At 59.4% G+C, this 12,783-nt stretch carries 10 protein-coding genes and 4 tRNA genes; 11 read left to right on the top strand and 3 right to left on the bottom strand.

Translation table 11 applies throughout. From position 1 onward, the window contains the following. Positions 1–106: 106 nt before the first annotated feature. Entirely contained in the window at positions 107–1,303 is a 1,197-nt protein-coding gene (locus AC07XF_RS12820; protein WP_495026764.1) for an amino acid aminotransferase, read from the bottom strand. Positions 1,304–1,638: 335 nt separating this feature from the next. Between AC07XF_RS12820 and uvrB the strand changes: the two genes are divergently transcribed. Beyond that, the gene (gene uvrB / locus AC07XF_RS12815) at positions 1,639–3,654 is read left to right on the top strand and encodes an excinuclease ABC subunit UvrB (protein ID WP_429366653.1); all 2,016 of its coding nucleotides are present in this window, start codon (positions 1,639–1,641) and stop codon (positions 3,652–3,654) included. A gap of 135 nt (positions 3,655–3,789) precedes the next feature. Here the strand turns inward: uvrB and AC07XF_RS12810 are convergent, their stop codons facing one another. Both AC07XF_RS12810 and AC07XF_RS12805 read right to left on the bottom strand, forming a co-directional pair. Further along, positions 3,790–5,340 (bottom strand): MDR family MFS transporter, encoded by a 1,551-nt coding sequence (locus tag AC07XF_RS12810; protein WP_495026763.1) that lies wholly within the window; start codon positions 5,338–5,340, stop codon positions 3,790–3,792. Beyond that, positions 5,330–6,418: an HlyD family secretion protein gene (locus AC07XF_RS12805; protein ID WP_495026762.1), complete on the bottom strand. Its 1,089-nt coding sequence runs from the start codon at positions 6,416–6,418 to the stop codon at positions 5,330–5,332. Before AC07XF_RS12805 ends, AC07XF_RS12810 begins: the two co-directional genes overlap by 11 nt. 231 nt (positions 6,419–6,649) lie before the next feature. Between AC07XF_RS12805 and gltX the strand changes: the two genes are divergently transcribed. The 10 genes from gltX to AC07XF_RS12755 all read left to right on the top strand — a co-directional run bounded on the left by gltX (position 6,650) and on the right by AC07XF_RS12755 (position 12,678). After that, positions 6,650–8,131, top strand: a complete 1,482-nt coding sequence (gltX, locus tag AC07XF_RS12800) for a glutamate--tRNA ligase (RefSeq protein ID WP_007956429.1) — start codon at positions 6,650–6,652, stop codon at positions 8,129–8,131. A gap of 248 nt (positions 8,132–8,379) precedes the next feature. Then, positions 8,380–8,455, top strand: a tRNA-Ala gene (locus tag AC07XF_RS12795). 79 nt (positions 8,456–8,534) lie between these two features. Further along, positions 8,535–8,610 (top strand) — tRNA-Glu (locus tag AC07XF_RS12790). 53 nt (positions 8,611–8,663) lie between these two features. Further along, positions 8,664–8,739: transfer RNA gene (locus tag AC07XF_RS12785), tRNA-Ala, on the top strand. An 80-nt stretch (positions 8,740–8,819) separates the two neighbouring features. Then, positions 8,820–8,895, top strand: a tRNA-Glu gene (locus AC07XF_RS12780). A 184-nt stretch (positions 8,896–9,079) separates the two neighbouring features. Beyond that, the gene (locus AC07XF_RS12775; protein WP_111282154.1) at positions 9,080–9,619 is read left to right on the top strand and encodes a TetR/AcrR family transcriptional regulator; all 540 of its coding nucleotides are present in this window, start codon (positions 9,080–9,082) and stop codon (positions 9,617–9,619) included. A gap of 29 nt (positions 9,620–9,648) precedes the next feature. Next, the gene (locus AC07XF_RS12770; protein WP_495026761.1) at positions 9,649–10,482 is read left to right on the top strand and encodes an alpha/beta fold hydrolase; all 834 of its coding nucleotides are present in this window, start codon (positions 9,649–9,651) and stop codon (positions 10,480–10,482) included. A 49-nt stretch (positions 10,483–10,531) separates the two neighbouring features. After that, a complete protein-coding gene (locus AC07XF_RS12765; protein ID WP_495026760.1) occupies positions 10,532–10,981 on the top strand; it encodes an acyl-CoA thioesterase in 450 nt (149 codons plus the stop codon). 170 nt (positions 10,982–11,151) lie between these two features. Further along, positions 11,152–12,111 (top strand): tRNA dihydrouridine synthase, encoded by a 960-nt coding sequence (locus AC07XF_RS12760; RefSeq protein ID WP_495026759.1) that lies wholly within the window; start codon positions 11,152–11,154, stop codon positions 12,109–12,111. Positions 12,112–12,231: 120 nt separating this feature from the next. After that, complete coding sequence (locus AC07XF_RS12755; protein WP_353742520.1) at positions 12,232–12,678, top strand: Hsp20 family protein; 447 nt, start codon at positions 12,232–12,234, stop codon at positions 12,676–12,678. Positions 12,679–12,783: the final 105 nt, after the last annotated feature.

Raw genomic sequence — 12,783 nt, 5'->3', positions numbered from 1 at the left:
GAGCAAGCCCGCTCCCACACTTTGATCTGATTCAGTCTAGGGGAATATCGATGGTCCATAAAAAACGGGAAGCCACAGGCTTCCCGTTTTTCATTTCAAGGCTGAATCAGATGACTTGGACAATCGCGTCCGTCACAACCTTGATGTTGCTCTGGTTCAGCGCGGCTACGCAGATGCGGCCAGTGTCCAGGGCGTAGATGCCGAACTCGTTGCGCAGGCGATGAACTTGCTCAACGCTCAAGCCGGAGTAGGAGAACATGCCGCACTGACGACCGACGAAGCTGAAATCGCGCTGAGGCGCTTTTTGTGCCAGCAGGTCGACCATCTGGGTACGCATGCCACGAATGCGCAGACGCATTTCGGCCAGTTCGGCTTCCCACTGGGCGCGCAGTTCCGGGCTGTTCAGCACCGCAGCGACAACGCTGGCACCGTGGGTCGGCGGGTTGGAGTAGTTGGTGCGGATCACGCGTTTGACTTGCGACAACACGCGCGCGCTTTCTTCTTTCGATTCGCTGACGATCGACAGGGCACCAACGCGCTCGCCGTACAGCGAGAACGACTTGGAGAACGAGCTGGAAGCGAAGAACGTCAGGCCCGACTCAGCAAACAGGCGTACGGCAGCAGCGTCTTCGTCGATGCCATCGCCAAAGCCCTGGTAGGCCATGTCGAGGAACGGCACGTGACCTTTGGCTTTAACGACTTCCAGTACGTTTTTCCAGTCCGCCGGGCTCAGGTCCACGCCAGTCGGGTTGTGGCAGCAGGCGTGCAGCACAATGATCGAGCCGTTCGGCAGCGCGTTCAGGTCTTCCAGCATGCCGGTACGGTTCACGTCGTGGGTCGCGGCATCGTAGTAACGGTAGTTCTGCACCGGGAAGCCGGCGGTTTCGAACAGGGCGCGGTGGTTTTCCCAGCTCGGGTCGCTGATTGCCACAACGGCATTCGGCAGCAGTTGCTTGAGGAAGTCAGCACCGATTTTCAGTGCGCCAGTACCGCCGACAGCCTGGGTGGTGATGACGCGGCCAGCGGCGAGCAGTGGCGAATCGTTGCCGAACAGCAATTTCTGCACAGCCTGGTCGTAGGCGGCGATACCGTCGATTGGCAAGTAGCCACGGGAAAGGTGTTGAGCGGCGCGAATGGTTTCGGCTTCGACAACGGCGCGCAGGAGTGGAATTCGCCCCTCCTCGTTGCAGTAAACACCGACCCCCAGGTTGACCTTGTTGGTACGGGTATCGGCGTTGAATGCTTCGTTGAGGCCCAGGATTGGATCGCGTGGTGCCATTTCGACAGCGGAGAACAGGCTCATTATTGCGGCGGCTCTGAATGGAGAGTGGAGGGACGTGTCGCGCTCCAGCCGAATGCACTAGAGCGGTGCACAAACGGGGAGCTAGTATAGAGGCCATCGGCGATTGCTGGCGACAGGCGAATCAGCATTTCGGGCAAGTTTTTCCGATTATTTCTCGACCGGTAGTCAAATGGCGTCGGCAATGGTATTGCGCGATGTAGGACGTTTGCCTTGAAAGCGCTGGCAATCGGCTCCACATTGAGCACAATCCAGTTTTTTCCTCGGGCGACATCGGTCGTTTGCGGTCTTTCTCGTTCGTGTCGGTTTTTCCGGCAAGAGTGATCCAGAGGTATTTCATGTCTGAATTCCAGCTAGTCACCCGTTTCGAGCCCGCCGGCGATCAGCCGGAAGCCATCCGCCTGATGGTCGAGGGTATCGAGGCCGGGCTGGCGCACCAGACGCTGCTTGGTGTGACCGGCTCGGGCAAGACGTTCAGCATCGCCAACGTGATCGCCCAGGTGCAGCGCCCGACGCTGGTGCTGGCACCGAACAAGACCCTGGCGGCGCAGTTGTATGGCGAGTTCAAGGCGTTCTTCCCGAACAACGCAGTGGAGTATTTCGTTTCCTACTACGACTACTACCAGCCTGAAGCCTACGTGCCGTCCTCGGACACCTTCATCGAGAAAGACGCCTCGATCAACGATCACATCGAACAGATGCGTTTGTCGGCAACCAAGGCGTTGCTCGAGCGCAAGGACGCGATCATCGTCACCACCGTGTCGTGCATCTACGGTCTGGGCAGCCCGGAAACCTATTTGAAGATGGTGTTGCACGTGGATCGCGGCGACCGGCTCGATCAGCGTGAGTTGCTGCGACGCCTGGCCGACCTGCAATACACCCGCAACGACATGGACTTTGCCCGGGCGACCTTCCGCGTGCGTGGCGATGTGATCGATATCCACCCCGCGGAATCCGATTTTGAAGCGATCCGCATCGAGCTCTTCGACGATGAAGTGGAAAGCCTGTCGGCGTTCGATCCGCTGACCGGCGAAGTCATTCGCAAACTGCCGCGCTTCACCTTCTACCCGAAGAGCCACTACGTGACGCCACGGGAAACCCTGATGGGCGCGGTCGAAGGCATCAAGGTCGAGTTGCAGGAACGCCTGGAGTATCTGCGCTCCAACAACAAACTGGTGGAAGCCCAGCGTCTTGAGCAGCGCACCCGTTTCGACCTGGAGATGATCCTCGAACTGGGTTACTGCAACGGCATCGAAAACTACTCGCGCTATCTGTCCGGTCGCGAAGCCGGCGCGCCGCCGCCAACGCTTTATGACTATCTGCCGCCGGATGCCTTGCTGGTGATCGATGAGTCCCACGTCAGCGTTCCGCAGGTTGGCGCCATGTACAAGGGCGACCGCTCGCGTAAGGAGACGCTGGTCGAGTATGGCTTCCGCCTGCCATCGGCCCTGGACAACCGGCCGATGCGTTTCGATGAATGGGAAAGCATCAGTCCGCAGACGATTTTCGTCTCGGCGACGCCGGGCAACTATGAAGCCGAGCACGCCGGGCGCGTGATTGACATGGTGGTGCGCCCGACCGGGCTGGTGGACCCGCAAATCGAGATCCGCCCGGCACTGACCCAGGTCGACGACTTGCTGTCGGAAATCACCAAGCGCGTCGCTCTGGAAGAGCGAGTGTTGGTCACCACGTTGACCAAGCGCATGGCCGAAGACTTGACTGACTATTTGGCCGATCACGGCGTGCGCGTGCGTTATCTGCATTCGGACATCGACACCGTGGAGCGGGTCGAAATCATCCGCGACCTGCGCCTCGGCACCTTCGATGTGCTGGTGGGGATCAACCTGTTGCGTGAAGGTCTGGACATGCCGGAGGTTTCGCTGGTAGCGATCCTCGATGCCGACAAGGAAGGCTTCCTGCGTTCCGAGCGCTCGCTGATCCAGACCATCGGCCGCGCGGCACGTAACCTCAATGGCCGGGCGATTCTGTACGCCGACCGGATCACAGGCTCCATGGAACGCGCGATCGGCGAAACCGAGCGTCGTCGTGACAAGCAAATCGCGTTCAACCTGGCCAATGGCATCACGCCCAAAGGCGTATTCAAGGATGTTGCCGACATCATGGAAGGCGCCACGGTGCCCGGTTCGCGCAGCAAGAAGCGCAAAGGCATGGCCAAGGCCGCCGAAGAGAACGCCAAATACGAAGCGGAATTGCGCTCGCCGGGCGAGATCGCCAAGCGTATCAAGGCCCTGGAAGAGAAGATGTATGCGTTGGCGCGTGATCTGGAGTTTGAAGCAGCGGCGCAGATGCGCGATGAGATTGGCAAGTTGCGCGAGCGGTTGATCACTGTTTGAGATTTGCGGTGAGTGTGCGGGCCTCTTCGCGAGCAAGCCCGCTCCCACAGTTAATCGGGTTGTCCTGACGGGCGCGGTCCGATGTGGGAGCGGGCTTGCTCGCGAAGGGGCCGGTCTTGGCGCCACAATACTTAACTAGTGTGCTTCCCCAGCCTTCAACCCCGCCGGCAACTTTTTGGTTAGCAATACCGCCAGCATGCTGATCCCCAGCGCAATCCCGACAAAATGAAACGCATCGTTGTAGGCCATGATCGACGCCTGTTGATGGGCGATCTCACTGAGTTTGCCCAGTGCCGCCGTTTCGTTGCCCAGCCGATCGGTCAGCGAGGCAATCCGTTCGGCCACCTGCGGATTACTCGGCACGATGGATTCGCGCAAGTAATCAAAATAAACCTTGGTCCGCGCATCCAGCAGCGTGGCGAGCAGGGCGATGCCGATCGCGCCACCGAGGTTGCGCAGGATGTTGAACAAGCTTGATGCCGATCCCGCATCCTGGGGCAGGATATAAGCGGTAGCGATCAGCGAGATGGTCACCATGATCAGCGGTTGTCCCAGGGCGCGGATGATCTGGATCTGATTGAACTGCGGCCCGGCAAAGTCCGGGTTCAGCACGCCCGAAGAGAAACTCGCCAACCCGAACAACCCAAAGCCCAGCGTACACAGCCATTTCGGCGAGACGAACTTCATCAGCTTGGGCACTAGCGGAATCAGAAACAGCTGCGGCACGCCCATCCACATGATCACTTCGCCAATCTGCAAGGCGTTGTAGTTCTGGATCTGTGCCAGGTACAGCGGCAACAAGTAGATCGAGCCGTACAACCCGACCCCCATCCCGACACTGGAAATGCTCGATAAACCGAAGTTGCGGTTGCCGAGGATGCCGAGATTGATCAGTGGATTGGGTTTGGAGAACTGCACGATCACAAAGGTGATCAGGCTGACCAGCGCGATGCTGCCAAGGGTCACAATCAGATTCGACTCCAGCCAGTCCTTGCGATGGCCTTCCTCCAGAAACACCTGCAAACAACCGAGCCCGACGCCGAGGGTGAGAATGCCGGCGTAGTCAGTGCTTTTCAGCAACTCCCAGTGAGCTTCCTTCTTCTCCAGGCCGTACATCAGGCCAGCAATCATGATCAGGCCGGGTGGGATGTTGATGTAGAAAATGTATTCCCAGCCCCAGTTTTCCGTCAGCCAGCCGCCTAGGGTGGGGCCGATGGAGGGCGCGAAGGTGGCGGTCATGGCGAACATGGCCATGCCTTTGGCACGGTGGTGTTCCGGGAGTTTGATCAGGGTCAGTGTGAACGCCAGCGGAATCAGCGCGCCGCCGGTAAAACCCTGCAAGGCGCGGAACACGATCATGCTTTCCAGGCTCCAGGCCATGGAGCAGAGCAGGGACGCGAACAGGAATCCGAGGGACACCCACACCGCCAGGCGCCGGGCTGACAACAACTGCACGAGCCAGGCGGTGAGCGGAATCATGATGATTTCCGCCACCAGGTAGGAGGTGGAAATCCACGAACCTTCTTCCAGCGTGGCTGACAGCGCGCCTTGAATGTCCTTGAGCGATGAGTTGGTAATCTGGATGTCCAGCACCGCCATGAAAGCGCCGAGCATCACGCTCATCACTGCAATCCAGTCCCGCCGGGTCGGTTCGCCGTTCGGGCGGATCAGTTGATCACCGGCCATCGTCAGGGGTGTCTTTGTTGCTCACTTTGGGGGTGACATCTTCAGGGGCGTCCTTGATGTTCACCTTGGCGGTGACTGACATGCCCGGACGAATCTTGCCGCGCAACGGGTTGTCCGCAGCGAAAGTCAGTTTTACCGGAATCCGTTGTACGACTTTGGTGAAGTTGCCCGTGGCATTGTCCGGCGGTAACAGACTGAACTGCGCGCCCGAGGCCGCAAACAGGCTGTCGACCCGGGCCTTGATCGGGGTGTCGCTGTAGGCGTCGAAGGTCAGTTCGGCTTCCTGGCCGGGCTGCATGTGGCCGATCTGGGTTTCCTTGAAATTGGCCTGAATCCAGATGTCTTCGTCCGGCACGATCGACAACAGGTAAGCGCCGGCCTGCACGTATTGGCCTTCGCGGGCGGCACGCTGGCCGATCAGGCCGCTGATGGGCGCGTGGATTTCGCTGCGGGTCAGGTTCAGTTCGGCCTGGGCGAGGTCGGTTTTCGCGTTGGCGATCTGCGCGTCGAGGCGTTTGATCTCCGCCGTCAGCGCATTGACCTGCTGGCGCTGACCCTGCGCGTCGGCCTGGGCCTTGGCCACTTGCGAGCGGGCAATGTGGTTGTCGGCGGAAAGGGTGGTCACTCGTTCTTCCGACACGTAACCGGGTTTGCGCAAGGTCTCGGCGCGGGTCAAATCAATTTGCGAACGGCCCAGGCTCGCCTGGCTGGACGCGACCTGTGCCTCGCTGGCGGCAATCAGACTGGCTTGCTGGGTCAGTTTGCTCTGGGCTTGCAGGCGCTCGGCCTGACGGGTGGCCAGGACCGCGTTGGCGCGGTCGACAGCGAGGCGGAAGTCGTTGCCTTCGAGTTTGATCAGCAACTGGCCTTTCTCGACATGCTGGTTGTCCTGCACCAACACCTGATCGATGCGCGCGCCCAACTGGCTCGACACGCGGGTGATCTCGCCCTGGACATAAGCGTTGTCGGTGCTTTCATAAAAGCGCCCCTTGAAGAACCAATGGGCAAGCAAGCCCCCGGCAATCAACAGGACAACCAGCAGGAACGTGAAGAGGCGACGCTTGAGTTGGGCAGGCATGAGGCAAACTGTAGTCGAGAAATTGTAAGGGAAGTTATCAGCAGGCAAATCTGGCATACAGCCGATAAACGGTAAATGCCATCGGCTGATATTCGGCCATTCGCCGCACCATACGGGCGTTACAGACGCAACCTTGGCTTAAATGCCCTGTTCACTGGAGCCGGGCGGGTGTCGCCTGTTACCATTCGCGCCTAGTTTGAACTTCGCTTTTTTTTCTTTTCGAGACATGCCATGACCACCGTCCGCACTCGCATCGCGCCATCGCCTACCGGGGATCCCCACGTAGGTACCGCCTACATCGCCTTGTTCAACTACTGCTTTGCCAAGCAACACGGCGGTGAGTTCATCCTGCGGATCGAAGACACCGATCAACTGCGTTCGACCCGCGAGTCCGAACAGCAGATTTTCGACGCCTTGCGCTGGCTGGGGATCGACTGGAGCGAAGGCCCGGACGTCGGCGGCCCGCACGGTCCGTATCGTCAGAGCGAGCGCGGCGATATTTATCAGAAGTACTGCCAGCAACTGGTCGACATGGGCCATGCCTTCCCGTGCTTCTGCACCGCCGAAGAGCTGGACCAGATGCGCGCCGAGCAAATGGCTCGTGGCGAAACCCCGCGCTACGACGGCCGTGCGCTGCTGCTGTCGAAGGAAGAGGTTGCCCGCCGCCTGGCGGCCGGCGAGCCACATGTTATCCGCATGAAAGTACCGAGCGAAGGCGTCTGCGTGGTGCCGGACATGCTGCGTGGCGACGTTGAAATCCCGTGGGACCGCATGGACATGCAAGTCCTGATGAAGACTGACGGCCTGCCGACATACTTCCTGGCCAACGTGGTCGACGATCACCTGATGGGTATCACCCACGTGCTGCGTGGCGAAGAATGGCTGCCGTCGGCACCGAAATTGATCCTGTTGTACGAGTATTTCGGCTGGGAACAACCGGAACTGTGCTACATGCCGCTGCTGCGTAACCCGGACAAGAGCAAGCTGTCCAAGCGCAAGAACCCGACTTCGGTGACGTTCTACGAGCGCATGGGCTTCATGCCGGAAGCGATGCTCAACTACCTGGGGCGCATGGGCTGGTCGATGCCGGACGAGCGCGAGAAGTTCTCGCTGCAGGAAATGGTCGACAACTTCGACCTGAAGCGCGTGTCCCTCGGCGGGCCGATCTTCGACATCGAGAAACTGTCGTGGCTCAACGGCCAATGGCTGCGTGACCTGCCGGTGGAAGAGTTCGCCGCGCGCGTGCAGAAGTGGGCGTTCAATTCCGAATACATGATGAAGATCGCTCCGCACGTGCAGGGCAGGGTCGAGACCTTCAGCCAGGTTGCACCGCTGGCCGGGTTCTTCTTTGCCGGTGGCGTCAACCCGGATGCCAAGTTGTTCGAATCCAAGAAGCTCTCGGGCGATCAGGTCCGCCAACTGATGCAGTTGATCCTGTGGAAACTCGAAAGCCTGCGTCAGTGGGAAAAGGACAGCATCACCGCGACTATCCAGGCGGTGGTGGAATCCCTGGAATTGAAGCTGCGTGATGCCATGCCGCTGATGTTCGCCGCGATCACTGGTCAGGCCAGCTCGGTGTCGGTGCTCGATGCGATGGAAATTCTCGGTCCGGACCTGACCCGTTTCCGTCTGCGCCAGGCCATCGACCTGCTGGGCGGTGTGTCGAAGAAAGAAAACAAAGAGTGGGAAAAGCTGTTGGGCGCTATCGCCTGATCAGCCACGCCTGACAATGTAGGAGCCGGCTTGCCGGCGAAGGCGACCTTGAGCGTAGGTCGACCTTGCGAGCGCCTTCGCTGGCAAGCCAGCTCCTACAGACCGGGAAACCCCGGGATTTCCGGGGGGAGGGCGGTAAGTGATTGTTATGCCGACAAAAAAGTTTAAATTTTTTTAAAAATAAGTTTGACAGGCTTTCGATACGCCCTTAAGATTCGCCCCGTCCTCAGCGATGACATCAACGATGAGGGGCTATAGCTCAGCTGGGAGAGCGCTTGCATGGCATGCAAGAGGTCGACGGTTCGATCCCGTCTAGCTCCACCAATTTACACTTCAAGGCCTGGCCACACCGGCCTTGAAGCGATCAACACTCAGCGTTGATCAGTTGTATAGAAGGGTTTGCGTCCCCTTCGTCTAGTGGCCTAGGACACCGCCCTTTCACGGCGGTAACAGGGGTTCGAGTCCCCTAGGGGACGCCAGTTTTACAGAAGCGATGTTGCAAGATGTCGCTCCGCCGAGAGGCGAAAAATCCGGGGCTATAGCTCAGCTGGGAGAGCGCCTGCATGGCATGCAGGAGGTCAGCGGTTCGATCCCGCTTAGCTCCACCAATTTTACAGTTCAAGGTCTGGCCACACCGGCCTTGAATCGATCAGATCTCAGCACTGATCAGTTGTATAGAAGGGTTTGTGTCCCCTTCGTCTAGTGGCCTAGGACACCGCCCTTTCACGGCGGTAACAGGGGTTCGAGTCCCCTAGGGGACGCCACGATTACCCGCTCTGCGGGATTTATAAGGGTCATTCAATTATTGAATGGCCCTTTTGTTTGTCTGGCGTTTGGCCAAATCCCTCCATTTCCACAAAAATTGTTCTTCAGACCAGCGGTCACACTCATGACTTGCTAAAATTTATTATGAGAATAATATTTCAATCGTAATATTCGGAGGCAACGATGAACGATAAAAAAGCTCAAACCCGTGAACGCATCCTCAAGGCTGCCAGCGCAGCGCTGATTCAGCGCGGCCCGGCCGAACCAAGTGTGGGCGAAGTGATGGGGGCTGCGGGCCTGACGGTCGGCGGCTTCTACGCACACTTCGAAAGCAAGGACGCGATGATGCTGGAGGCGTTCAAGCAATTGCTCGGTCACCGCCGCGACCTGATTGCCGACATGGATGCGGAATTGACCGGTGAAGAGCGCCGCGCGTTGGTGGCAGCGTTTTACCTGTCGCGCAAGCATCGTGACTCCTCCGAATCGGCCTGTCCGATCCCGGCATCGGTCGGCGAACTGGGGCGGCTGCCGGAAGCGTTTCGTGTCGCCCTGAATGAGCATGTGGAAATGATGGTCGCGCAGTTGGCGGCCAGTCCTGAAGAAACCGAAAAAGCCCTGGCCGATATGGCCTTGATGGTGGGTGGACTGGCTCTGGCGCGGGCGCTGGGTCCGGGAGAGTTGTCCGATCGATTACTGCGCGCCGCCAAATCGGCAGTGCGTTGACCTGAAGGCTGCGGCCTGAGGAGAATGCGATGAGCGCGTTAAAGTGGGTTCGTGGCGTTAATGGCACCTTGGGCTGGTTTGCCCCGAAACTGGTCGCTAGCAAAATGCGACTGGCCTTCATGACACCACGGGATCTGCCGCCCCGTGACTGGGAGCTGCCGCTGTTGGCGAGATCCGAGCGGATCACCTTGCGTTTCGGCCTCTCGGCGTTGCGTTGGGGGCAGGGCCCGGCGGTGTTGCTGATGCACGGTTGGGAGGGGCGGCCAACGCAGTTTGCCAGCCTGATCACCGCGCTGGTCGAAGCCGGTTACTCCGTGGTCGCCCTGGATGGGCCGGCTCACGGTCGCTCGCCGGGCAGCGAGGCGAATGTGGTGCTCTTTGCTCGGGCCATGCTCGAAGCCGCCGCCGAATTGCCGCCACTTCAAGCGGTCATCGGTCACTCCATGGGGGGTGCCAGCGCCATGCTTGCGGTGCAGTTGGGCTTGCGCACGGAAACCCTGGTCACCATTGCCGCCCCTGCGCGGATTCTTGGTGTGTTGCGTGGATTCGCGCGTTATGTCGGGCTGCCACCGAAAGCCCGTTCAGCGTTCATTCGTCAGGTCGAGAATGACGTCGGCATGCGCGCATCGACGTTGGATGTCGCTCACTATCAGCTCGATATGCCTGGCCTGATCGTCCACGCCGAAGATGACAACATGGTCTCGGTCAAAGAGTCTCAGCTGATCCACGAGGCATGGTTCGACAGCCGCTTGTTGCGCCTGAAGGACGGCGGTCATCAGCGAGTGCTGGCTGACCCTCGGATGATTGATGGCGTGTTATCACTGCTGGCCGGGCGCAGTCTGCAATCACGCCAATCCGCCTGAGCTTCCGTTACACTGCCCCGGTCGAAATTATCTGACCGGGGAGTCGGGCATGGGCTGGGATCGGGAAACGCCATTTATCATTGATCTGCACGTGGGCGCCGAGGACATTGACGGGCTGGGTCACGCGAACAACGCAGTCTACGTGACCTGGCTCGAACGCTGCGCCTGGCGCCACTCCCAGCGTCTTGGCCTGGACCTGGTCGAGTATCGGCGGCTGGACCGGGCGATGGCGGTGGTACGCCATGAGATCGATTACCTGGCCGCAGCCTATGAGGATGATGAGTTGCAATTGGCGACCTGGATCGTTGATTGGGACCAGCGCCTGAAAATGACCCGGCACTTCCAGTTGATCCGCCCCAGCGACAATGCAACGTTGCTGCGTGCGCAAACCACGTTCGTCTGCATTGAGCTGTCCACCGGCAAGCCCAAGCGCATGCCGGCGGAGTTCATCGAGGGCTATGGCCCGGCGATCCAGGTGCAGGAGTTGGTGCAACCCTGATTCCATGTGGGAGCGGGCTTGCTCGCGAAAGCGTCGTGTCAGCCAACATTTAATTTGCTGACGCAATGCATTCGCGAGCAAGCCCGCTCCCACAATGGATTTGCGATGTTCTGCAGATTTTCCCTGAAACCCAGTAAACTGCCGCACGTTTTTCCTTGAGTGTGTTTTTCATGCAAATTGCTTTGGCGCCCATGGAGGGGTTGGTCGACGACATCCTGCGCGATGTGCTGACCCGCGTGGGTGGTATTGACTGGTGCGTGACCGAGTTCATTCGGGTCAACGACCAGCTGCTGACACCTGCCTATTTCCACAAGTTCGGCCCGGAGTTGCTCAACGGTGCCCGGACTGCCTCCGGTGTGCCGCTGCGTGTGCAACTGCTCGGTTCCGATCCGGTGTGCCTGGCAGAAAATGCCGCGCTGGCTTGCGAGCTGGGTTCTGAAGTGATCGACCTGAACTTCGGCTGTCCGGCCAAGACCGTCAACAAGTCCCGTGGTGGCGCGGTACTGCTCAAGGAGCCCGAACTGCTCAACCAGATCGTCGAGCACGTCCGTCGTGCCGTCCCCGCACACATTCCGGTCACCGCCAAGATGCGCCTGGGCTTCGACAGCCCGGACGGTTCGCTGGTGTGTGCCACGGCCCTGGCCGAAGGCGGTGCGGAACATATCGTGGTGCACGCGCGGACCAAGGTTGACGGCTACAAGCCTCCGGCGCACTGGGAGTGGATCCCGCGCGTGCAGGACGTGGTCAAGGTGCCGGTGTTCGCCAATGGTGATATCTGGAGCGTCGAAGACTGGCGTCGTTGCCGCGAGATCAGCGGCGTGGAAGACATCATGCTCGGTCGTGGCCTGGTTTCGCGTCCGGATCTCGCCCGTCAGATCGCCGCGGCGCGGGCCGGTGAAGAGGTGGTCGAGATGTCCTGGGCCGAGTTGTTGCCGCTGATCCAGGACTTCTGGCTGCAAGCCAAGGCACAGATGACACCTCGTCAATCGCCGGGTCGCCTGAAGCAATGGTTGGCGATGCTGACTCGCAATTATCCCGAGGCGGTAGAGCTGTTTACCGTTTTGCGTCGTGAGACCGAACTGGATAACGTCTCGCGCTTGTTGGGGCTGCCGGTGGCGGAAGCGGCCTGATAAAAATCTGAAAAAAGTCTCTTGAAATGCAATCAACGGTCCCTATCTAAGGGTTACGCGATGCCGAATTCGGGTCGCGGAGACAAAAACCTTGCTGATTGTTTTCAGGAGATTTGAACCATGAGTACTGCATTTTCCCTGGCGCCACTGTTCCGTTCCTCGGTAGGTTTCGACCGTTTCAACGACCTGTTCGAAACCGCCCTGCGTAATGAGCCAGGCAGCACCTACCCACCCTACAACGTGGAAAAACACGGTGACGATCAATACCGCATCGTCGTAGCCGCCGCCGGTTTCCAGGAAGATGACCTGGAGCTGCAAGTCGAGAAGGGTGTGCTGACCATCAGTGGTGGCAAACGTGACGCCAACGAGGGCGTGACCTTCTTGCACCAGGGCATTGCCCAGCGTGCGTTCAAGCTGTCCTTCCGTCTGGCGGATCACATCGAGATCAAGGCTGCCGGCCTGAGCAACGGTCTTTTGAGCATCGACCTGTTGCGAGTGATTCCAGAGGAGGCGAAAGCCAAGCGCATCCCGATCAACGGGACGCAAAAACCGGCTCTGCAGCACTAAGCCAGAGCAACGAAAAGGGCGCCCTTGTGGCGCCCTTTTTTGTACCTGCAATCTCGAACTTTACCCATGCCCTGTAGCAGCTGGCGAAGCCTGCGTTCGGCTGCG

It is taken from the genome of Pseudomonas sp. GW821-FHT01C01 (genome assembly GCF_059422645.1).
Note: the sequence above shows the minus strand (reverse complement) of the source record. Positions and strands in the feature narration are given on the sequence as shown.